This window comes from Ruegeria atlantica, assembly GCF_013032455.1.
In the GTDB taxonomy this organism is placed as follows: Bacteria; Pseudomonadota; Alphaproteobacteria; order Rhodobacterales; family Rhodobacteraceae; genus Ruegeria; species Ruegeria atlantica_B.
This window is the reverse complement of the sequence record NZ_WQCF01000006.1, coordinates 222,044-244,442: the sequence shown is the minus strand read 5'-3', so window position 1 is coordinate 244,442 and position 22,399 is coordinate 222,044. Positions and strand designations below refer to the sequence as shown.

At 56.8% G+C, this 22,399-nt stretch carries 21 protein-coding genes; 13 read left to right on the top strand and 8 right to left on the bottom strand.

The window, feature by feature from the left end; translation table 11 throughout:
* Positions 1-83: 83 nt before the first annotated feature.
* Entirely contained in the window at positions 84-953 is an 870-nt protein-coding gene (locus tag GOW93_RS12715) for a LysR family transcriptional regulator (protein ID WP_254443530.1), read from the bottom strand.
* A 142-nt stretch (positions 954-1,095) separates the two neighbouring features.
* Between GOW93_RS12715 and GOW93_RS12710 the strand changes: the two genes are divergently transcribed.
* The 11 genes from GOW93_RS12710 to GOW93_RS12660 all read left to right on the top strand — a co-directional run bounded on the left by GOW93_RS12710 (position 1,096) and on the right by GOW93_RS12660 (position 13,903).
* The gene (locus GOW93_RS12710; RefSeq protein WP_170384647.1) at positions 1,096-1,719 is read left to right on the top strand and encodes a glutathione S-transferase family protein; all 624 of its coding nucleotides are present in this window, start codon (positions 1,096-1,098) and stop codon (positions 1,717-1,719) included.
* A 71-nt stretch (positions 1,720-1,790) separates the two neighbouring features.
* On the top strand, positions 1,791-3,851 hold the full coding sequence (locus tag GOW93_RS12705; protein ID WP_170384645.1) for an FAD-binding oxidoreductase: 2,061 nt from the start codon (positions 1,791-1,793) through the stop codon (positions 3,849-3,851).
* A gap of 124 nt (positions 3,852-3,975) precedes the next feature.
* The gene (cysK, locus tag GOW93_RS12700) at positions 3,976-5,055 is read left to right on the top strand and encodes a cysteine synthase A (RefSeq protein WP_170384643.1); all 1,080 of its coding nucleotides are present in this window, start codon (positions 3,976-3,978) and stop codon (positions 5,053-5,055) included.
* A 57-nt stretch (positions 5,056-5,112) separates the two neighbouring features.
* On the top strand, positions 5,113-7,452 hold the full coding sequence (locus GOW93_RS12695; protein ID WP_254443529.1) for a fatty acid cis/trans isomerase: 2,340 nt from the start codon (positions 5,113-5,115) through the stop codon (positions 7,450-7,452).
* Positions 7,453-7,532: 80 nt separating this feature from the next.
* Positions 7,533-8,201, top strand: coding sequence for a PAQR family membrane homeostasis protein TrhA (gene trhA, locus GOW93_RS12690; RefSeq protein ID WP_170384641.1), 669 nt, complete (start codon positions 7,533-7,535; stop codon positions 8,199-8,201).
* A gap of 313 nt (positions 8,202-8,514) precedes the next feature.
* A complete protein-coding gene (gene bioB / locus GOW93_RS12685; protein WP_170384639.1) occupies positions 8,515-9,495 on the top strand; it encodes a biotin synthase BioB in 981 nt (326 codons plus the stop codon).
* Positions 9,492-10,625, top strand: a complete 1,134-nt coding sequence (locus GOW93_RS12680; protein ID WP_170384637.1) for an 8-amino-7-oxononanoate synthase — start codon at positions 9,492-9,494, stop codon at positions 10,623-10,625. The genes bioB and GOW93_RS12680 overlap by 4 nt, the downstream gene beginning before the upstream one ends.
* Complete coding sequence (bioD, locus tag GOW93_RS12675; RefSeq protein ID WP_170384636.1) at positions 10,622-11,242, top strand: dethiobiotin synthase; 621 nt, start codon at positions 10,622-10,624, stop codon at positions 11,240-11,242. The genes GOW93_RS12680 and bioD overlap by 4 nt, the downstream gene beginning before the upstream one ends.
* Entirely contained in the window at positions 11,239-12,525 is a 1,287-nt protein-coding gene (bioA, locus tag GOW93_RS12670) for an adenosylmethionine--8-amino-7-oxononanoate transaminase (RefSeq protein ID WP_170384634.1), read from the top strand. Before bioD ends, bioA begins: the two co-directional genes overlap by 4 nt.
* Positions 12,522-13,142: a pimeloyl-ACP methyl esterase BioG family protein gene (locus GOW93_RS12665; RefSeq protein WP_170384632.1), complete on the top strand. Its 621-nt coding sequence runs from the start codon at positions 12,522-12,524 to the stop codon at positions 13,140-13,142. The genes bioA and GOW93_RS12665 overlap by 4 nt, the downstream gene beginning before the upstream one ends.
* Entirely contained in the window at positions 13,139-13,903 is a 765-nt protein-coding gene (locus tag GOW93_RS12660) for a methyltransferase domain-containing protein (RefSeq protein WP_170384630.1), read from the top strand. The genes GOW93_RS12665 and GOW93_RS12660 overlap by 4 nt, the downstream gene beginning before the upstream one ends.
* On the opposite strand, the gene GOW93_RS12655 is transcribed toward GOW93_RS12660, so the two are convergent.
* Positions 13,900-14,508, bottom strand: coding sequence for a GntR family transcriptional regulator (locus GOW93_RS12655; RefSeq protein ID WP_170384628.1), 609 nt, complete (start codon positions 14,506-14,508; stop codon positions 13,900-13,902). The genes GOW93_RS12660 and GOW93_RS12655 overlap by 4 nt on opposite strands.
* Before the next feature lie 174 nt (positions 14,509-14,682).
* Between GOW93_RS12655 and GOW93_RS12650 the strand changes: the two genes are divergently transcribed.
* Positions 14,683-15,924 carry an acyl-CoA dehydrogenase family protein gene (locus GOW93_RS12650; RefSeq protein ID WP_170384626.1) on the top strand — a complete coding sequence of 414 codons (1,242 nt, stop codon included), beginning with the start codon at positions 14,683-14,685 and terminating at the stop codon, positions 15,922-15,924.
* 4 nt (positions 15,925-15,928) lie between these two features.
* Here the strand turns inward: GOW93_RS12650 and GOW93_RS12645 are convergent, their stop codons facing one another.
* Genes GOW93_RS12645 through GOW93_RS12635 form a run of 3 tightly spaced genes read right to left on the bottom strand, consistent with a single transcriptional unit; the run spans position 15,929 to position 19,890 of the window.
* Entirely contained in the window at positions 15,929-16,708 is a 780-nt protein-coding gene (locus GOW93_RS12645; protein ID WP_170384624.1) for a carnitinyl-CoA dehydratase, read from the bottom strand.
* 3 nt (positions 16,709-16,711) lie between these two features.
* The gene (locus tag GOW93_RS12640) at positions 16,712-18,727 is read right to left on the bottom strand and encodes an acetate--CoA ligase family protein (RefSeq protein WP_170384622.1); all 2,016 of its coding nucleotides are present in this window, start codon (positions 18,725-18,727) and stop codon (positions 16,712-16,714) included.
* A 2-nt stretch (positions 18,728-18,729) separates the two neighbouring features.
* Positions 18,730-19,890, bottom strand: coding sequence for an acyl-CoA dehydrogenase family protein (locus GOW93_RS12635; protein ID WP_170384620.1), 1,161 nt, complete (start codon positions 19,888-19,890; stop codon positions 18,730-18,732).
* 98 nt (positions 19,891-19,988) lie between these two features.
* Here GOW93_RS12635 and GOW93_RS12630 point away from each other — a divergent pair, with 98 nt between their 5' ends.
* Complete coding sequence (locus GOW93_RS12630) at positions 19,989-20,912, top strand: GlxA family transcriptional regulator (RefSeq protein WP_170384618.1); 924 nt, start codon at positions 19,989-19,991, stop codon at positions 20,910-20,912.
* A 38-nt stretch (positions 20,913-20,950) separates the two neighbouring features.
* Here the strand turns inward: GOW93_RS12630 and GOW93_RS12625 are convergent, their stop codons facing one another.
* Genes GOW93_RS12625 through GOW93_RS12615 form a run of 3 tightly spaced genes read right to left on the bottom strand, consistent with a single transcriptional unit; the run spans position 20,951 to position 22,393 of the window.
* The gene (locus tag GOW93_RS12625; RefSeq protein ID WP_170384616.1) at positions 20,951-21,208 is read right to left on the bottom strand and encodes a hypothetical protein; all 258 of its coding nucleotides are present in this window, start codon (positions 21,206-21,208) and stop codon (positions 20,951-20,953) included.
* Between the two features lie 10 nt (positions 21,209-21,218).
* A complete protein-coding gene (locus GOW93_RS12620; RefSeq protein WP_170384614.1) occupies positions 21,219-21,923 on the bottom strand; it encodes a NapC/NirT family cytochrome c in 705 nt (234 codons plus the stop codon).
* A 29-nt stretch (positions 21,924-21,952) separates the two neighbouring features.
* On the bottom strand, positions 21,953-22,393 hold the full coding sequence (locus GOW93_RS12615) for a nitrate reductase cytochrome c-type subunit (RefSeq protein ID WP_254443528.1): 441 nt from the start codon (positions 22,391-22,393) through the stop codon (positions 21,953-21,955).
* Positions 22,394-22,399: the final 6 nt, after the last annotated feature.

The window sequence follows — 22,399 nt, the reverse complement described above, 5'->3', positions numbered from 1 at the left end:
CCTACCTAGTGATAGGTAGATGATTTTGCAATGTCAGATCCGTTGTGATTTACGGGTTCAAGGAGTTGTGACGGTCCTAGGTTTCATGATCTGCGCAATTGACCGGCCAGATGCTCGATGAGCGCGCGTATCCGCGCAGTAAGATGGCGGTTTTGCGGATAAACAGCATAAAGACCCAACGAGACCGCCTCCTGCGCCTCAAACAACAATTGCAGCTGACCTGAGTTCAAAAACGGTTGCGCTGTGTACATGGGGATACGCCCGATCCCCAATCCATCAGATGCCATATTGGCCACGGCGCGTGGCGAATTCGCGCGAAAATTGCCTGTCACGGCAACCGAGTATTCACCGTCTGGCCCTTTAAATGACCAGTGGTCCGTGTTGTTCCCAACGGTCTGCAAAAGGCAGTTGTGGTTGGCAAGCGCTGCAGGTTCACTTGGCGTTCCACAAAGCGCCAAATAGTCAGGCGACACGCAGCACACGATCCGCATGTCCATGAGTTTGCGTGCCACAAGGCTTGAATCCTTCAGCGCCCCAAATCGAATAGCCAGATCATAACCTTCCTCAACCATTGAGACGTGATGATCCGATAGGTGAAGATCGATCGAAACCTTTGGGTGCTGGGCCTGAAACGGCTTTAGTAGATGGATTAACTCGGCCGAACCATAGCCTGTTGGCGCTGTAACCCGAATGCGTCCGGCCAGTTCAGACTGCCGTTGCTGGACCAGACCTTCCAGTTCATCAAACTGCTCCAAGAGCGGCAGGCAGCGTTCATAGTAGGACCGTCCGGTATCGGTCAGGGTTACGCTGCGGGTCGTTCGGTTGAACAGCTGCGCGTTCAGCCGGTCCTCTAACTGTCCCACATATTTGCTGGCCAGCTTGGTGCTGATGCCAACTTGTCGTGCGCCTTCGGTGAACGAGGAATGCGCGGCCACGGCCGCGAATGCGCGCATACCTTGAATCGTATCCAATATCTACACCACGTTCATAGTTAATCCCAAAATTAGTATATTATCGCCCAAGGACAATCAAACTAAGTCTGGTGCTCAGATGCTGGTCCTCAGCCGAATTCCAAATCAGAGAAAGAGCTATCAGATGCCCAATACGATCCGAATCCACAGTTTCCCGCTGTCCGGCCACGCCCATCGGGCAGTTTTGTTTGCCAGGCTCGCTGGCATCAAGCACGACGTGATTGACGTCGATCTCGCCGCCGGAGAGCATAAACGAGAGCCGTTTCTATCGCTGAATTCGGTGGGTCAGGTACCCGTACTAGAAGATGGCGACGTGGTTGTTACCGACAGCAACGCAATTCTGGTCTATCTGGCCCGGAAATACGCCCCGTCCTACCTCCCGTCAGATCCGGTGCTTGAGGCAGAAGTGCAGAAGTTCCTGACACTCGCCGCTGGTGAGATCGCTTTTGGTCCGGCAGCTGCAAGGCTGATCACCGTATTCAACGCGCCCTATGATACGGAGTTCACGCATATGATCGCTGCAAGAGTTCTTAAAAAGCTGGATGCACATCTGGAAGGGCGCGATTGGCTGGTGGGTGATGCGCCCACCATCGCTGATGTGGCGATCTACAGCTACACCGCGCATGCGCCCGAAGGCGGTGTTTCGTTGAAACCATATGCGAACGTGCGCCGCTTGCTAAGCAATATTGAGGCGCTGAACGGTTTTGTGCCGATGCCCAGTACGGCTGTTGGCCTAAACGCGGCCTGATCCGAACGCACTCCCGGTCAGTTGCGTGCAGATGCAACTGGCCACTCACCCCTACACCTATGAGGTTTGCCATGAATGCTCCGGTCACAGCACAAAAGTCGCCGTTTCATACAGGCGAACAGGATATGCAATCCCGCGTTGGCAAACGTGAAAAGATCGAGGATCTGGGCCGCAACTTCATTCGCCCGTTCATGCCTGACCAACATCGGGAATTCTTTGGCAAACTACCCTTCATCGTCATTGGCAGCGTCAATCCCGATGGGTGGCCCTGGGCGTCAATGCTCTCGGGGCGGCCGGGGTTCATGAACTCGCCGCACAACGCGCGACTTGATATCGATGCCCGACCTCTGGTGGATGACCCTCTTGGCGGCGCTCTGGAAACTGGCGCGCCCATTGGCCTCGTCGGGGTGGAGTTGTCCACCCGCCGCCGTAACCGCATGAATGCCACGGTCGGTCTGGTCGAAGGCGATGGTTTCTCGCTGGATGTGGTGCAGTCCTTTGGTAATTGCCCGCAATATATCCAGACCCACGAAGTTTCGTTTGTGCGGGAGCCGGACGCCAATATCGAACGGCGGCGTAGCGACCGCTTCTTTGAACTGGACACCCAAGCCAGCGCGATGATCAGTTCGGCCTATTCTTTTTATGTCGCTAGTTCGGCAAATACTCCGGACCACACGGGCGTGGATGTCTCGCACCGGGGCGGGCGGTCCGGGTTCGTCAAGGTCGAAGGCAATAGTCTTCTGGTGCCGGATTTTGCGGGCAATAATTTCTTCAACACGCTGGGCAATTTTCTGGTGAATCCGCGTGCGGGTTTGTTATTCCCAGATTATCAGACCGGCGATGTGCTGATGTTAACCGGGACGGTCGAAGTTCTGCAGGAGGACCACCCTGAAATCGCAGGTTTCCAAGGTGCAAGTCGAGGTTGGCGGTTTCATCTGTACCAAGGTTTGCGCATTTATGACGCGCTGCCATTCCGGGCCGAATTGCAGGAGTTTTCGCCCAACAGCCTGATGGCGGACAGTTGGCAGGCGGTCGAAGATCGGCAAAAGGCCGAAGTGCTGCGGCGACAATGGCGCTGGATGCGCGTGGTCTCGGTGTGCGACGAAAGCAAGACGATCCGTTCATTCAACCTTGAGCCAGCGGATGGATTGCCCTTGCCGTCATTTGAAGCAGGCCAGTTCCTGACGATCCGCGTCAGCCCTGACAGCGAAAAACCGATGACGCGGACCTATACGGTTTCCTCTGCGCCGGGTGACCCCGGAAACCGTATTTCTGTGAAACGCGAACCCGATGGCATCGTGTCGAAATATCTTCACGATGTGATCTCCGTCGGAGATCTCGTTGAGGTCAAAGCCCCTCGGGGTCAGTTTTATCTGAACGCTGATGAGACCCGTCCTGCCGTGTTATTCGCGGGCGGGGTCGGGATCACACCGATCATGTCAATGACCCGCCATGTCCTTAACGAAGGACAGCGGACGGGACACACACGCCAGCTTACCATTTTCCAAGCTGCTCAAACTGTCTCACAGCGGGCGTTTCACGCTGATCTACGCCGGGCCGAAGCCAAAAGCGGTGGCAAGGTCCGTCATGTCTCGGTCATTTCCCGGCCCGAGCATGACGTCCGTGAAGGTAAGGATTTTGATGCCAAGGGCCACATCACGCCAGAATTGATCCAAGAAACGCTTCCATTGGATGACTATGACTTCTACCTCTGTGGACCGCCGCCCTTTATGCAGGCCGTTTACAATATGCTGTGTGACCTTGGAGCCCGTGACGACCGGATATTTGCCGAAAGCTTTGGGCCTGCAGCGCTAAAGCGGCGTTCTGACGGCACGTCTGCTTCGTTTCAACCCGAGCCCGAGGCCCAAACGGCTTTGGTCACCTTTGCAGCCAGCGGGAAAGACGTGCAGTGGAAGCGCAACGACCCGACATTGCTGGAAACTGCCGAAGCGCTGGGATTGTCGCCATCATTCTCGTGCCGAAGCGGGTCGTGCGGCAGTTGTCTGACCCGCAAGACCAAAGGCCAAGTTGCGTATCGCACCAAGCCAGAGGCAGATCATTCCGAAGATGAGGTGCTGATCTGTTGTGCCGTACCTGCCGAAGGTTCGGATGAGGTGGTGCTCGACCTTTAAAGAGCGTTGCGTGACATTCAGACCAAACGTGTTTGGTCGGTAATTAAATGAAAGGGGACGGGACATTGCCATGTGCGCCGGGTAGAAAGGTTTGAACGCGCGGCCAAAAACGTGAGGAAACCCAATGACCGTCTCCAAACTCAGAACCACTTCGGGCAATGGTCGTACCTTTGACAGTGTGCTCGACACGATCGGGAATACACCGACGATCCGGATCAACAATTTGGGGCCAGAAGGTATCAATCTGTTCGTGAAATTCGAGGCGTTCAATCCTGCAGGGTCGGTCAAGGATCGGCTGGCCGTCAACATTATCGAGGCGGCCGAGCGCAGTGGAGCGCTGAAACCGGGTCAAACGGTTGTCGAGGCCACCAGCGGCAACACCGGCATTGGTCTGGCCATGGTTTGTGCGCAGAAAGGTTATCCGTTGGTGGTGACCATGGCCGAGAGCTTCTCGACCGAACGCCGCCGGTTGATGCGTATGCTGGGGGCCAAGGTTGTTCTGACGCCAAAGGCAGAAAAAGGCTTTGGCATGTATCGTAAAGCCGCCGAGTTGGCCGAAGAACATGGCTGGTTTCTGGCGCGTCAGTTCGAGACGCAAGCCAATGCAGAAATTCACGCCGCAACAACTGCGCAGGAAATTCTGGGCGACTTCAACGGCGAGCGGCTGGATTATTTTGTGACGGGCTATGGTACCGGCGGCACGGTTACGGGTGTTTCGCGGGTTTTGCGTACTGAGCGCCCCGACACTAAAATCATTCTTACCGAGCCCGCCAACGCGCAGCTTGTGGGCAGTGGACTCGCCACCGAGCGAGGTGAGGACAATGATCCCGTCGCAAGCCATCCGGCGTTTGAGCCGCATGTGATACAAGGCTGGACACCCGATTTCATCCCTGCGGTTTTGCAGGAGACCATCGACAACAACTATTTCGACCAATTGATCCCCGTTGCTGGTCCTGACGGGGTAAAATGGGCGCAAAAGCTGGCAAGCCAGGAAGGAATTTTGACTGGCATTTCCGGTGGCGCGACGTTTGCTGTGGCGATGCAGATCGCCGAACAAGCTGAACGCGGCGCGTCGGTTCTGTGCATGTTGCCTGACACGGGTGAGCGGTATCTCAGCACGCCTCTGTTCGATGATTTCCCCGTGGACATGACAGAAGAAGAGGCATCAATCTCACGTTCAACGCCGGGGTATCAAATTAGCTGACGGTTGCTTAATTTCCCCCGTATCTGCAATGATATTTGGAGGTTACGGGGGGTGCGTATGCGAAATGGTCTGTGGTCGCTGACAGTTGCAGTCGTTTTGGCCGTTGCGATTGGCTTCACACCAGAGGGTCGGGCTCAGGACACGGTGTCTAGCACGCAGAGCCCGACTCTGGCCGAGGTAAAGAAGATCATGGATCGCCGCTGTGTCGTCTGCCACAGCTGCTATGACGCGCCGTGTCAGTTGAAACTCACCTCTTTTGCGGGGGTGCAACGTGGGGCTAGTAAACAAGCCGTTTATCATACCGAACGCCTTACCGATGCGCAGCCCACACGACTTGGCGTTGATGCGCAAACCGTGCCGCAATGGCGCACGTTGGGGTTTCATTCAGTTACCCGTGATCCGGGGCAGGGTGCTGGCCCGAGCCTGCTGGAACGGTATCTCGAGTTGGGCCGCCACAACCCGCTGCCGGTCAATGCGCCTTTACCCGATCAACTGGGCTTGGCGCTGGACCGTCCTTTGGTTTGTCCGACGTCCGGCGAATTTGAAACCTTCAGTCGCGATCATTCGCTGGCGGGCATGCCCTATGGTACAGCTCCGCTTGCGGATGAAGAGTATCAGGCCCTTGTGGCTTGGGTTCGCAGCGGTGTGTCGTTACCAGCCGCTGCATCCGACATCCCCCGTAAAATTCAGGACCAGATAGCAGAGTGGGAGGCATTCCTGAACTCAGATGATCCAAGGTCCCGGTTGATGAGCCGGTATCTTTATGAACACCTCTTTCTGGCTCGGCTTCATTTTCAGGGTGACGATCCCAGACGTTTCTTCCAACTCGTGCGCTCCACCACAAAACCGGGTGAAGTCATTGATATCATTTCCACGCGGCGGCCGTTTGACGATCCCGGTGCGAAGCCGTTCTATTACCGGTTGGAGCAGGTCAACGAAACGATCGTGCACAAGGAACACTTGGTCTACCTACTTGGGCCGGATCGCATGGCGCGCTATCGGCAGTTGTTCCTTGACACGGATTGGGCGTTGGGCGCGCTGCCCCCTTACGGAGACGCTGAGGGCGGCAACCCGTTCACGACCTTCATGCAGATACCAGCAAAAAGCCGCTATCAGTTCCTATTGGACGATGCGCTGTTTTTCGTCCGCAGCTTTATTCGCGGACCCGTGTGCCACGGAGAGACTGCGGTAGATGTGATCGAAGATCGGTTTTGGGTCAGTTTCCTGGATCCCGATGCAGATTTGTCGGTCACGGACCCGAGTTATCTGCAGGAAGGTGCCAGCTACCTTGAACTGCCCGTCTCAGAAGCTGACGCAAGTGTGCTGGGCTCGTTACAAGGGTTCTCGCACAAAAACCAGGTGCGGTACCTCGAATTTAGGGATGCGCGATATAGAAACGCTCCCGTTTACGAGACCGGGTTTGACTATAGTGCGATTTGGGATGGTGATGGCACCAATCCCAACGCGCTGATTACGGTGTTTCGCCATTTCGATAATGCCTCGGCCATGACCGGTTTTCACGGTGATATTCCGGAAACCGCGTGGGTCATCGATTTCCCGATTTTTGAGCGCATCTACTATGACCTTGTCGCCGGCTACGATGTATTCGGTCGGGTCGAGCATCAATTAGCCACCCGGTTGTACATGGATGAGCTGAGGATGGAGAGCGAGGATACGTTTCTGTTTTTCATGCCAAGGGGCGTCCGGCCTCAGATGCATAAAAACTGGTATCAGGGTGCGCTGGCCGAATTACATACCTATTGGCACCGCCGCCGAGTCGACGACAGTTTCCCCGCCGGTATTACCTATGAAACCGCCACGCCCAAGCGCGAGTTCCTACTGAACCTGCTTGAACGCGGCAACGGGCTGTGGCCCGTCACGGACTCGATCAACAGATGCGCCGACGGTGAGTGCCCTGTGGATCAGTTGAGCGAGGCGCTGCGCGATCTGGCAAATCAACCCGGTGATTGGGTGAATTATCTGCCGGATCTGTCTGTTCTTTTAGTCGAGCAGGAAGGCGGGCCGATTGAGCCTTTCACCCTTGTCCATGACAAGGCGCATTACAACGTCGCGTTCCTGTTTCATGAAAAGGCCAGACGGGATTTTAAAGAAGACGTTTTAACAATTCTTCCCGGCCTGATCGGCAGCTATCCCAATTTCTTTTTTCACCTTCGTCAGGATCAGCTGCCCTCGTTCATAGTCGCGCTGAAATCCGTTCAATCGCAAGACGACTATATGGCCGTGGTGGCCGAGTTTGGGGTGCGCCGGACAAGTCCGAGTTTTTGGGCGCTAAGCGATCAGGTCAATGAGGAGTTCCTGAACCGGGAACCCGTCCAGGCGGGACTCTTTGATCTGAACCGGTACAAAGACCCTAAGTCAGGCGATAAGCCCGACTGAAAGCTGTATTGCTTGGGGTTTTGATTGGGCTTGAGGGCCGCAGACTTGCTCGATTGCCGACTGACGCCTACGTTTGAACTATGTGGTCCTTCGCAGATATACGTCCGGATTACAGCCGGGCCGAGCGTGTCAGCGATGGAATCGTGCATATTTTAGGGGTGACCTCAGCCCTAGTTGCGGTTCCGGTCCTGATAACGGTCACTGCCCAAAACCGATCCGAACCCGAGGCTGTCCTGGGCGTTTTTGTCTATGGTGTTGCGCTGGTGCTGATGCTCACATTTTCGGCGCTGTATAACATGATTGAAAGTGAAAGGTGGGCAGACTTGCTGCGTCGGCTCGACCACACAGGCATTTATGTGAAAATAGCAGGTACCTACACACCGTTTCTGTTGCTGCCGGGCGTTCAGGCGCCGGGACTTTTGATCGGTCTTTGGTCATCTGCCACGCTGGGGTCTGTGCTCAAGCTTATCGATCCTGGTCGTTTTCGATGGTTTGGGTTGGCGTTGTATCTGATGATGGGCTGGGCTGTTGTCTGGGCTGGGCAGTCCATGCTGTCAGCGCTTACCCCGACGGTTGTTTGGCTGATTATTGCGGGCGGCAGTGTCTATACCGTCGGCGTTCTGTTTTACCTTTGCGAACAGCTGCCCTTTCATAACACGATTTGGCACGTTTTCGTTCTGGCGGGCAGCGCGCTATTTTTCATCGCGATTTATGTGCAAATTCTGTTTGGTCCGCAGCCAGTTGTCTGAGCCTCATCACAATGCATGCTTTCAAGGTGTTGGGCCTAATTGGATTAAAAATCCGTTAGCCTGCGTCCCGCATTGGTAATCTCCAACCGAAGGTCAAGCAGAAACGAAACCCTCGGTATGCCGACACGGCCAAATGTCGATCAGGACGTGGGGTTAAAGATCATCTGCAGGATCAGACCCACAAGCACAGCAGCCCGTTTGTGCGCGGCATAGCCGCGCGGTGCGTATTGGTTGACCAGTTTTCAGTTGTAGTTTGTGTATCTATCGATATTAAAAAGCTTAGGCATGGAGTTTCGGATAGATTATCGATAAAATGGAAAACACCTCCCCCACTTGGACCCGCGAGGCGGCGCAGGCCGTATATGACCTTCCTCTGATGGATTTGCTGTTCCGCGCGCAAACCGTGCACCGCGAGAATTTTGATCCAAACAAAATTCAGACATCCAAACTGCTGTCGATTAAGACAGGCGGTTGCGCCGAGGATTGTTCCTATTGCTCACAGTCAGCCCGCAATGGCTCGCAATTGTCGGCCTCTAAACTGATTGAGGTTCAACGCGTGCTGACCGAGGCCCGCAAGGCAAAAGATGGTGGTGCAACCCGGTTCTGTATGGGGGCTGCTTGGCGTGAGCCGAAAGACCGCGACATGGACGCGCTTGTTGCCATGGTCGAAGGTGTTCGCGACATGGGAATGGAAACCTGCATGACGCTGGGCATGCTGGACGAAGATCAGGTTTTCCGCCTGCGCGATGCCGGGCTGGATTACTACAACCATAACATCGACACGTCCGAGCGTTACTACCCCGAGGTCATCACCACCCGCACATTCTCTGACCGGCTTGATACGCTGAGCCGGGTGCAGGATGCCGGAATCAAGGTATGCTCAGGCGGCATCCTTGGTATGGGTGAGGAAATTCAGGACCGCATGGATATGTTGGTGACGCTGGCCAATATGGGGCCTGCACCTGAATCGGTGCCAATCAACATGCTGATGCCTCAGGAAGACACGCCACTGGCTGATGCCAAACCAATCGACCCGATCGAATTTGTGCGCGTTATTGCCACCGCTCGGATCATGATGCCGAAATCCTATGTGCGTCTGTCGGCTGGCCGCAGCGACATGAGCGATGAGCATCAGGCCATGTGTTTTCTGGCCGGTGCGAACTCGATCTTTGTCGGGGAAACGCTGCTGACCGCAGAAAACCCCGAAGAGGACACGGATGCAATCCTGTTTGCCAAGCTGGGGTTGGAAGCCGAAACCGTGGCGGGGCAAAGTTGTGCGGAAGCGGCTGAATGAAAGCATTGGGTCGCCTGAACTCGATGCTTGAAACCCTAAGCGCCCGGCATCGCCGCCGGGTGCTGGCCCCGAGGCGCGGCCTGGATTTCGCTTCGAATGATTATCTGGGGCTGGCAAAATCCCCACTGCTTCAGCGCGCGGCACAGAATGCTTTGCAACGCGGTGTGCCGCTTGGTTCGGGCGGATCGCGTTTGCTGCGTGGGAACCATCGCGAACACGAAGCGTTGGAACAGGAAGCTGCCGCTTTTTTCGGGGCCGAGGCCGCCTTATTCATGGGTGGCGGTTTTCAGGCCAACCAAGCGATTTTCTCGACCCTGCCCGCCGCAGGCGACTTGATCTTGCATGATGAATTGGTTCACGCCAGCGCCCATGAAGGCATGCGTATCGGTCGTGCTGACACACGCTCTTTTGCCCATAATGATGTGACGGATGCCCGCCGCGCGATTGCGGAATGGCTGGCCGCCGGTGGCTCTGGTCAAATCTGGATAGCTGTTGAAAGCATCTATTCGATGGAGGGTGATATTGCACCTCTGAACGGGTTATCGGATCTGGCCGTTGAGCATGGCGCGGTGCTTGTCGTCGATGAAGCGCATGCCACCGGCATCTTTGGCCCGAACGGCAGGGGCATGGCACATGGTTTGACGGCCGAGGTTCTGACATTGCATACCTGCGGCAAAGGTTTGGGCGTTTCGGGCGGTTTGATCTGTGGTCCTCGGGTCATGATCGATACGCTGATCAATCGCGCACGACCGTTCATTTTTGCGACCGCACCGTCGCCCTTCAACGCGGCCCTCGTGAGGGCGGTGCTAAAGACCCTACAAGAAGATCCTTCGCTGACCGAGGCGGCAGTCGCCCGTATGCGCCACGCTCATGTCGAAGCTGCGCGCTGTGGTTTGCCCCAAAATGCGTTGAATAGCCAAATTATCCCGGTCATTACAGGGGATGACGAACGGACGATGGCGATGGCTTCTACTTTGCTGGAACAAGGTTTCGACGTTCGAGGTATTCGCCCGCCTACGGTTCCGCGCGGCACATCGCGTTTGCGTGTGTCCGTCACTGGTAATGTCACGATGTCCAATATCTCTGCCCTGTTTGAAGCGTTGGCGCCTCATCAAAGTGAGGCCGCATGAGCACCGTCATCGTCACCGGGACAGACACCGGCATTGGCAAAACGATATTTGCGGCGGGTCTTACCGCCGCCCTTGGCGCAAGGTATTGGAAGCCGGTGCAATCAGGGTTGGAAGAGACGACCGACTCGGAAATTGTAAAGGCTTTGTCCGATGCCGAGATCCTGCCCGAGGCTTATCGCCTGAACAAACCAGCGTCGCCGCATTTGTCTGCCGAAGATATGGGGATTGAGATTGATCCTGTCCGCCTGGCTTTGCCGCAGTTTGATGGACCCTTGGTGGTCGAAGGGGCGGGCGGGTTGATGGTGCCGCTGAACCGTCAGGTGTTTTTCCTTGATGTAATCGCCCAGTGGCAGGCGCCGGTGGTGCTTGTGGCACGCACGGCTTTAGGAACGATCAACCACACAACCCTATCCCTGATGGCTCTGCGCAATGCTGGCTGTGAGGTGCTTGGGGTGGCATTCGTCGGCGATGCAGAACCGGATGTCGAACAAACCATCGCCGAGATGGGCAACACACGGCATCTGGGTCGCTTACCATTCGTTGATCCATTGTCCCGCGACACACTGGCCAGTGCTTTCTCTGCAATCGACGTCGACACAATCCGGAGCGCCCTATGACCCCGTTGGAGTTTGACGCACGCCATCTGTGGCATCCATACACCAACGTGTTGCAGCCCGGCCCGATGCACCTGATCACCAGTGCGGATGGCGTCTGGCTGACCACCGAGGATGGAACACAGATGATCGACGCGATGTCGTCGTGGTGGTGTGCGGTGCATGGGCATCGTCACCCCGCCATTATCGGCGCGATGCAGGCGCAGTTGGATCAGATGCCGCATGTGATGTTCGGCGGGCTGACCCATTCGCCTGCGATTGAGCTGGGCCGCAGGCTGATCGAAATGCTGCCCGACGGGCTGGACCGCATTTTCTACAGCGACAGTGGTTCGGTCGCCATTGAAGTGGCGCTGAAGATGGCAGTGCAATACCAGATGGCGCAGGGCCGCAAACAGCGCACGCAATTTGCCACCATCCGAGGCGGCTATCACGGCGACACTTGGAAGGCGATGAGCGTCTGTGACCCGGTCAACGGAATGCATGGTTTGTTTGCGGGGGCCTTGTCGGTCCAGCATTTCCTGCCGCGCCCGCAGATTGCATTTGGTCAGGAATGGTCAGAAGACGGCGGGACAAACGGCCTGAACGCGCTGGAACACCTGTTGGAAGCTAAGGCCGATCAGATCGCGGGCCTGATCCTGGAACCTGTCGTGCAAGGGGCGGGGGGGATGTATTTCTATCATCCGACCTGGCTGCAACGGGCCTATGAGATGTGCAAGGCGCATGACGTGCTGGTTATCTTCGATGAGATTGCCACCGGTTTTGGCCGTACCGGAGAGTTGTTCGCGCTGCACCATGCCGATGTGGTTCCGGATATCCTCTGCGTCGGCAAAGCGCTGACGGGTGGGCATATTACACTGGCCGCGACAGTCACAACCGAAACTGTTGCCCGCCGGATCGGCGAAAGCGAAGCGGGTGTGATGATGCACGGCCCGACCTATATGGCCAACCCTTTAGCCTGTGCGGCGGCTGTGGCCAGCCTTGATCAGTTGGCGGTGCGGGATTGGCGCGGCGAAGTAAGCGCCATTGCCGATCAGATGACGCACGAACTGGCCCCAGCCCGAGATCTGCCGGGTGTTGCCGATGTGCGCGTACTGGGGGCAATCGGCGTCATTGAAATGGAAGGTTGGGTCGATCCGTCAGTCGCGCATGGGTTAGCTCTTGAAACCGGTGTGTGGCTGCGCCCCTTTGCGCGCAATATCTATTGCATGCCGCCCTATATCATGGCCCCGGATGAGCTGAGCCGCGTGACAACTGCCATGGTTTCGCTGGCACGAGGAATGTCATGAAACAGCGTTGGTTGTCCCGCGTGGGCACCAAAGAGGTGCTTGTGATCTTTGGGGGTTGGGCCCTTGGAGCTGCGCCTTTCGAAAGTGTGGCGGGCGACATGGACGTTCTACTGGTTGAGGATTACATTCGACTGGATGACCCACTGACTGATCTTGTGTCGTTTGACCGGGTCAATTTGCTTGCCTTTTCCTTCGGCGTAGCATCGGCGGCGCACTGGTTGGCGCAAACGGGATTTCGACCGGATAAACTGACTGCAATAAGCGGTACACTGTCCCCCGCGGACCCCGAATGCGGTATTGCGCCGGACTTGATCCGCGCGACTGCCGAGCATCTAAGCCCCGCCAATTTTACCAAATTCTGCCGCCGGGCTGGTTTGGACGGGCCTGCGCCTGAAATCGACATCGACGCTGCTCGGGCCGAGCTTTATGCGGTGATCGACCGCGGTACGGCCCCCGACACCCGTTTCGATCGGATTTGGATTCCAGAACGCGACCGCATTATCCCAAGTCAGGCACAACATGCTGCCTGGATCACTCAACAAGAGGCGGTCCGACGTATTTCCGGTGCGCATGTCCCCTTCCAAAGTGGGCAAAGCTGGGAGGAGTGGCTCGTATGAACACCCAGATGACCGACCGTGTTCAGCGCAGTTTCAGCCGCAGCTTTCGCACATATCATGATGCGGCCTGTCAGCAGGCCCGGATTGCAGAGCGCCTGGCCCAGGACTTGCGCAAGAGCGGTGCACCGCAGCATTTTACCTCGGCATTGGAGTTTGGTTGTGGGACCGGGTTTCTGACACAAAAACTCTGCGCTGACTTCACCTTTGAGAAGCTGACGATCAATGATCTGTCACCCGAAGCCCGGGAAACAGCCGATGGTTTTGGTGCCGATTTCCTGTGCGGTGACGCCGAGACTGTCGCTTGGCCCAAGCGCCCGGATCTGATTGCCTCGGCTTCGATGATTCAATGGCTTCACGATCCCGCAGCATTCCTGCGACGCGCGGCTATTGCAATGGCGCCAGGTGGCTGGCTCGCGGTTTCGGGTTTTGGCCCTGGGCAATATCGCGAACTGGTGCATGTTGGCTCGGCAGCCAAGGCACCTGGATTGTGCAGAGTGGAAAAGCTGGTCGGTGCGGTTGATGGCCTTGTGGATGTCATCTCTTATGGTGAAGACGAGCGGCAGATGCAGTTCTCGACACCCAGAAAAGTATTGGATCATCTGCGTAAAACCGGCGTGAATGGCCGCGCGCAGAAACCTTGGACAAAATCCAGCCTGCTTGCGTTCAGCAATGACTATTGCCAGCGGTTTGGCGATGCGGGTGGGGTTTCACTGACCTATCATCCGACCTGGATCATAGCGCGAAAACCAGACACAGTTTAGGGTAGCCGGGTCAGGTGGCGCTGCATCACTGCATGCGCTTTTGCCGCGTCGCGATCCTTGATGGCGGCCAGAATGGCGGCATGATCCGGATCGGCGCGCTGTCGCCATTTCCCTGTGTGCAGATTGTTGAAATGCCACGCATACAGCAGTTGCAAATTTTGGATTTCAGCGATCATACGCGGCATATTGCAGGCCGCTATGACAGCCATGTGAAAACATTGATTGGCATCCTCCCAATCATCCGCCGTCTGCGCCTTGTCGCATTCTTCGTGGACCTGTTCGATCTGCGCGATCTGACGAGCGGTCAGGTTTGGCACCGAATGCAGCAATGCCACCGGCTCAAGCGCCCGGCGCATGACCCGAAGTTCCTGAATTGCGTTCTGATCCATGGGGGCCACGCACATTCCGCGACGAGGCAGGCCGACCACCAGTCCCTTTGAGGCAAGGTGCAGCAGAGCCTCGCGCACAGTGACCTGACTGACGCCGAATTCACGCGCAATCAGGTCTTGCCGCAGCTTTTCGTCTGGCTTCAAGGCACCGCTAACAATGCGCGCCGAGAGTTTGTGCGCAATGTCATCCGATTTCTTCATTTGCTGCTCGGACACTTGGCCTCCGTCACTCTGACACGTTCCCCTTTGGTTCAGACGCTTATCGTCAAGCTGCAGTTTGAGCAACCAAACGATGTAGTCACAGCGCAGCGGCGTTCAAGCAGGTTTCACAAACGCGAAAGGCGGGGCTAGGCTACAAGGAATGCCTCAACAGCCTAAAAAGGGACCGCCATGGATTTTGCCCCATCGCCGCGCGCCGTGGAATTCCGCGACCAGCTGAAGCGCTTTATGGAAGCGCATATCTATCCGCGCATCCGCGACCACAAGGAGGAGCTTGAGGCAGGCAATTTCCCAGTTTCCTTCATTGAAGAATTAAAGGCGCAGGCCCGGGCCGAAGGGCTGTGGAACCTGTTCCTGCCCGCCTTGCGCGAAGATGAGCCCGGCACGCGGCTGACCAACTTGGAATACGCGCCGCTGGCTGAATTGATGGGGCAGGTCAGCTGGTCTTCAGAAGTGTTCAACTGCAGCGCACCGGATACAGGTAACATGGAGCTGTTGCATATGTTCGCCACGCCGCAACAGCGCGAAGAATGGCTGGTGCCGTTGCTGAATGGCGAAATACGGTCCGCCTTTGCGATGACTGAGCCGGATGTGGCCAGCTCGGACGCGACCAATATTACCACATCGATCCGCCGCGACGGGAATGAATACATTATCAATGGGCGCAAGTGGTTCATCACCAATGCCTGTCATCCGAACACCAAGATGTTCGTTGTCATGGGTAAAACCGATCCCAGTGCGGACCGGCATAAGCAGCAGAGCATGGTGATCGTGCCCAAGGACACGCCCGGTCTTGAGATTGTTCGAAACCCAACGATCCTGAATATGCATGATCCGGAGGGTCACGCAGAACTGATATTTAAAGATGTACGAGTACCCGTAAGCAATCTTTTGGGTGAAGAGGGGAGCGGCTTCGCCTTGGCGCAGGCTCGGTTGGGGCCGGGCCGAATTCACCATTGCATGCGCTCGATCGGAGCTGCGGAAATGGCGCTGTCGCTGATGGTGGAGCGCGCGCAGGAGAGGACGGCGTTTGGCAAGCAACTCTCGGAACAGGGTGTGATCCGTGAGTGGATCGCGAAGTCACGGCTTGAAATCGAACAGGCGCGCTTGCTGACCCTGCAGGCTGCGTGGAAAATTGATCAGGTGGGGCCCAAAGCGGCGCGGCGTGAAATCTCACTGATCAAGGTTGTGGCACCGAATGTACACGCGGCAGTGACCGACCGCGCGATGCAGGTATTCGGCGCCATGGGTATGACGCCCGATACGCCACTTGCCGACAGTTACACCTGGGCGCGGGCGTTGCGCTATGCGGATGGCCCGGACGAGGTGCACCTACAGGCCATCGCCAAGCAAGAGCTTAAGAACACAAACAACGGCATGTCGGCGCAATGGCTGACACCGCCAAAGCGTTGATCGCTTATTTTCCCTTCCAGACCGGATCGCGTTTTTCCGCAAATGCGCGCGCGCCTTCCAGCTGGTCCTCGCTGGCGTACAGTGCGTCCACCGTTCGCAGCTGACGATTGGTAATGCGGTTCATGGCATCCTGAAACTTGCTGTCCTCGGCATCGCGCACGACCTCTTTGATTGCGGCGTAAACCAATGGCGGCCCCGAGGCCAGCAGGCGTGCCAGTTCCCATGCGCGGTCTATCAACTGATCGGCAGAGATGATCTCGTTCACCAGACCCCAGCGGTTGGCTTCTTCGGCATCGAACCAGCGCCCGGTCAGTAACAGTTCCATCGCGATATGGTAGGGGATGCGCTTGGGCAACTTGACGCTGGCAGCATCCGCAACGGTGCCCGAGCGGATTTCGGGCAAAGCGAATGTGGCATGCTCGGCTGCCAGGATCATGTCGGCCGACAACGCCAGTTCCAGGCCGCCGCCACAGGCGATCCCGTTCACCGCCGCAATCACAGGCTTGTTCAAGTCGCGCAGCTCCTGAAGGCCGCCGAACCCGCCGACGCCATAATCACCATCAACCGCATCGCCTTCGGCAGCGGCTTTCAAATCCCAGCCGGGGCAAAAGAATTTTTTGCCTGCGCCAGTCAGGATGGCGACGCGCAATTCGGGGTCATCACGAAACTCGGCAAAGACTTCACCCATGATGCGGCTTGTTGCCAGATCAATGGCGTTGGCTTTGGGCCGGTCCAGTGTCACCTCAAGGATCGCGCCGTCGCGTCTGGTTTTGATCGGGTCCATGTCTCAAGCCTTTCTAATCAGGGCATCCACTGCGACCGCCGTGTCGGGAGTGCAGAGAAGCGGGTTAATCTCGACCTCGCCAAGCGTGTCGGCATTTTGCATGACATAGGCCTGAACGGCCTGAACGGCGTTGATGATTGCATCCATATCAGCCGGGGGCTGACCGCGGTAGCCCGCCAGCAATGGAGCGATCTTCAACTGAGAAAGCGCGGTGCGGATTGCGTCAGGTGAACTGGGCACCAACAGAGAAACTGTGTCGCGCAACAGCTCAGTTAGCACACCACCTGCGCCAAGGGTCAAAACGAACCCGTGCGCCGGGTCGCGCACGACGCCGATTAACAATTCAGCCACGGTGCCGGTTATCATTTCTTCGATCAGGACCTCATCCGTTCCAATATCAGCGGCCACATGCGCCACGTCTTCGGCTTGAATTCCCAATCGGACTGCCCCGCATTCGGATTTATGCGCAAGCCCGATGCTCTTAACGGCAAAAGGCGGGACCATTGCCTGCGCGGCATTCGCTGCATTTTCTGCGCCGCGTACTGTCCGGCTCTGTGGGATGTGCAATCCGAATTCAGCCAGTGCCTTTTTCGCCTCAGCCTCGGTCAACATGTGCGTGGTTTTGGCTGTGCCAGGACGGTGAACAGGGGTGTCGGCAGGTGCTGAAATCTGACCAGCTGCGCGAATGGCTGACAGGGCTTCGCGCAAGCCCATCAAGGGGACAACGCCACCTGCAATCAGTTCCCGAGCTACTTCTTCGGGCAAGAGTTCGGGTAAAGTTGCTGCAACCGCAAATCGTGCGCGGGTTTCGGCGCGTACTTTTAGCGCAGCACGAGATGCGCAAGCCCAATCCGTTGGGTCGGTGGTCGGGTAGTCGACAATGGAAACGGTCAGGTCGATGCCGTCGCCTGTCATTCCAGACCACGCCCGCGCCATCGCATCCTCGTCGCGCCAGATATAGGTGTGGTAGTCCAGCGGGTTATTCAGGGCGACCATTGGGCCAAGCGCATCGCGCAGATTGGCTTTCTGTTCCTCCGCCAAATGCGGGAATGTCAGCCCGGTGTCGTGGGCCATATCAGCGATCAGGCTGGCCTCACCCCCCGAACAACTGATTGAGGCGATGTTGCCGCCCGGCAAAGGGCCGTAACAATGCAACAGTTTCAGCGTTTCCAGAAAGTCGGGCAGGGCAGACAGACGTGGAATTCCTAACCTATCCAGCAGTGCCTGTGCCCCCGCGTCACTACCCGCTAAAGACGCAGTATGTGAAACAGTTGCGGCCTGCGCCTGTTCTGATGCGCCGACCTTGAGCGCAATCAGGGGAATACCTTTTGCATGCGCCGTGGCAGCCAGCGCCTCCCATTGGCGTATATCCTTGAAACCCTCGATATGCAGGCCAATGGCGGTTACGCGTGGATCGTCGATCAGCGCTGATGCAATCTCGGCCTGACTGGTCTGGGCCATATTCCCGCACGTCACCATATAGGCAATCGGCAGCGCGCGTTTCTGCATGGTCAGATTGATCGAGATGTTCGAGCTTTGCGTCAGGATCGCAACGCCTTTGTCGACAGGTGTCGCGCCGTGTTGATCCGGCCATAACAGCGCTCCGTCCAGTGCGTTGATGAAGCCATAGCAATTCGGGCCCAGAATGGGCATGTCGCCTGTTGCAGTGACCAGATGGTCCTGCAGGTCGCCGCCGGTGTCGTCTTCGGCCACCGCTTCGGAAAAGCCCGAGGCAAAGCACACCGCCCCGCCCGCGCCCATGGCGGACAGCGCCTGCACCGCCTCAATCGTGGCGTGGCGGTTGATGCCGATGAATACAGCGTCCGGGGCTTGTGGCAAGTCTTCGAGGCGCGCAAAAACCGAATGCCCCGCGATGTCTTGTGCCTTGGGATGTACCGGCCAGATGTGACCGGCATAGCCCATGCGTTCTGATTGCAGGATGACCTGCTGACACCATGCACCGCCGCCAATGACGGCAATGGACTTCGGACGCAGCAGCCGGTTCAGATCTTTGCTCATCATCAGGCGCCCAAGGGACGCAGAAGATCGCGGCTGATGATGTGGCGCTGAATCTCGCTGGTGCCGTCCCAGATGCGTTCGACCCTTGCATCGCGCCAAAACCGTTCGATTGGGAAGTCATCCATCAGCCCCATGCCGCCAAAGATTTGCAGCGTACTATCCGTAACCCGTGCCAAGGCCTCTGAGGCGTAAAGCTTGGCCGAGGCGATCTCACGGTTCGACGGCAAGTTCTGGTCCAGTCGCCAGGCGGCCGCGAGTGTCAGCCAGTCGGCAGCGTCGATTTCGGTGATCATATCGGCGATCTGGAAGCTAACACCCTGGAACTTTCCGATAGGTTGACCGAACTGTTTGCGCTCGGCCGCATAGTTCAGCGCATAGTCAAAGCATCGGCGCGCGCGACCGACCGAAAAGGCAGCAACCGTCAGCCGGGTCGCGTAGAGCCATTCGTTCATCACCGCAAAGCCGCCATCGACCTCGCCCAAAACCTGCGCATCAGGCAGGCGGCAATTGTCGAAATAGAGGATGTAGTTTTTGTAGCCCTTGTGGCTGACCGAATTATAACCCTCACGCACCTCAAACCCAGGCGTGCCACGATCCACCAGAAAGGTGGTGATCCGTTTTTTGGGCCCTTTCGGTGTCTCATCCACACCGGTTGCGATGAAGACGATGAAGAAATCCGCGTGTTCCGCGCCCGAGATGAAATGTTTCGATCCGTTGACGACCCAGTCCCCACCATCGCGCACGGCCTGACATTTCATGCCTCGCACATCTGATCCCGCATCCGGTTCAGTCATCGCCAATGCGTCCATCTTTTCGCCCCGCACGGCGGGCAACAGATAGCGTTCGCGTTGCTCGTCATTGCAGGCCATCAGGATATTTTGCGGACGCCCAAAGAAATGGGTGAGCGCCATGGAGCCACGTCCCAGTTCACGTTCGACCAAAGTGAAATCGAGATGCGACAGACCTGCTCCACCTACTTCTTCGGGGAAGTTGCAGGCATAGAAGCCCAGATCGATGCACTTTTGTTTGATCTCTTCACCCAGTTCCGCTGGTACGGTTCCGCTGCGTTCAACTTCAGCTTCGTGCGGGTAGATTTCGTTTTCGACAAAGCTGCGGACCGTCGAAACGATCATTTCCTGTTCTTCTGACAAACCAAACTGCATGGCGCGTGTTCCCTAGCTGGTGGTTGACGAATGAAACGTCAAAGGTCAGATTAACGGCATGCAGTGTTAGTCAATTATCGTGCAGAAATGGTAAAATTATGACCTGCCGCTACAGTATCCTTCTATTTAATGGGTTCTCGAACCACTGCCTTGCCAACATGGTCGAGCCATTGCGGGCAGCCAATACGCTTTCGCGGCAGCTTCTTTACGAATGGCGATTCTATTCGCTGGACGGAAAAGCGGTCCAAAGCTCCAGCGGTTTGATCGTCACTCCGCATGGCGCGTTGCAAGATCAATGCGGGGAGATTTTGGTTGTCATGCCGTCCTATGGATACCTGGCACTGGACACCCGCGAGACCATCCGCGCATTGCTGTCGGCCGCTCGGCATCACGCTCAGTTGGCTGGGCTGGACACTGGAAGCTGGTTGCTGGCACGCGCCGGTTTGCTGGACGAATACCGCGCGACGATTCACTGGGATGAGCTGTCGCGTTTTGAAGAGACCTTTCCATCAGTTGAAGCGGTACAGGAACGTTTTGTCATCGATGGCAACAGATTGACCTGTTCAGGGGCAATGGCTGCGTTTGATCTGGCTTCGGCCCTTATTCGCAGGGACCACGGGCCGCTTTTGTCGATCGAAGTTGGCCACCTCCTGATGAGTCGTGGCGTTGCGGACCCATACGCCTTGCCGTTGAAATCTGAAGACACGTTGGTCAATCGCGCGCTGGCTGTGATGCAGGGAAATCTTGAAACACCGCTGTCGGTCAGGGACGTCGCGCGCAAAATCGGCTGCTCGCAGAAACGGATCGAGATGCGGGTTCAGGCTGAACTGCGCACCACTCCGCAAGCTTTATATCGGCGATTGCGGTTGAATCTGGCACGGAAACTGACGGAAGAGACGGAACAGTCCATTGCAGAAATTGCCAGTCGCTGTGGCTATGAAAACGCCAGTGCGATGACACGGGCGTTCAAGGCTGAATTTGGAAGGACCCCGACTGCTTTTCGCAGCGGGGCCCCGAATTAGTTTATATTGCACTGCCCAAGGAGCAGACCGTCCTTGGATCAGACAGTTGCGCCCTTATTGCGGATCACCGAGCCTAATGTGCCCGCGCACAGGCCGATGACGACCGCGATCAAAAGCTCAACCGAACCGACATTGGCAAAGTTCCAATGAGCAAAGATCACCGTCTCCAGCATGCCGACCACGGCGCCCATCAGACCGCCTAGCCACAGGCGGCGAGTCATCATTCCCAGTGCAAGGCCAAGAATACCCGGCAGGCTGATGATGTTGGCGCCGATTGTTCCTAGAAGTTCCAGCATATCTCGCCCCTCATTGATCCGCACTGTTGGTCAGGAATGACCGGATTTCTTCGCTGCCATCGGCGACCTGCTGATAAAGCTTGCCCGAGGGTTCACCGGCCAGCTCGTCTGTAATTTCTTGATAGGTCTCAAGGTAATCCGACGGCAGGCGGTGCGCGATGCCCTGGTGACAGTCAATGCAGGTCAGGCCTTCGTCGATCGCACGCTGGTGTTCTGAGGCGGCGCGGGTTTCCTGAATAGTAAAGTCCATATAGTCGAAGTTGTGGCAGTTGCGGCACTCGCGGCTGTCAGACGCCTTCATCTTCTTCCAAACGGCCGAGGCCATGCTCAGACGGTGGGCTTCGTATTTTTCAGGGGTGCTGATGGTACCGGCCAACTCGTGATAGACGTCCTTCACGGCCATGATCTTGGCCTTAATTTTGTGGTTCCACTCATGCGGCACGTGACAATCGGAACAGATTGCACGCACACCCGAGTGGTTGTTGTAGTGAATAGTCTCGCGATATTCGCCTAGGTTGGTTTCCATCGTGTGGCACGAGGTACAGAATTCCTCGGTGTTGGTCAGTTCCAGGGTCCAGTGGAACCCACCCCAGAACAGGATGCCAGCCAGAAACCCGGCCAGAACCAGAAAGCCAGAGCTGAACAGGACAGTCGGTGTCCAGATCACGTTCCAGATGCGGCCAATCCAACCGCGTTTTTCGGGGGAGTCTGCCATCTCGGTGCTCCTTTCAGATATGCGTTGGATTAGTTGCCGGACGAGGGTTCAAACACGTTGTCGACCAACGCTGGTGCATCCGCCTGAGGCACGTGGCACTGGTTGCAGAAATACCGGGTACCTGCGATGTGATCCAATTCACGGCCTTCGCGGTCCAGATAGTGGGTCATCGACAGGGTTGGTGCGTTGCGTTCACCGGCTTTGGTCCAGTCATGGCAGGCCAGACACTGATTGGTGCGCGTGTCGATTTGGTATTGCTCGATCGAATGCGGTATCAGTGGCGGTTGCTGGCGATAGTTGCGCACGATCCGGCCTTCGATATCCTTGTGGATCTGATGCAGGGGGATGGGCTCGTCCACATCCGCCCCGCGTAGGGTTTCCACTTGGGCTGACTGGGCAAGGGCGAACCCGCTCAGGAGCAAAACGGGGATCAAGGCAATTCCGCCTGTCAGGATTGATTTTTTCATCATGGCACT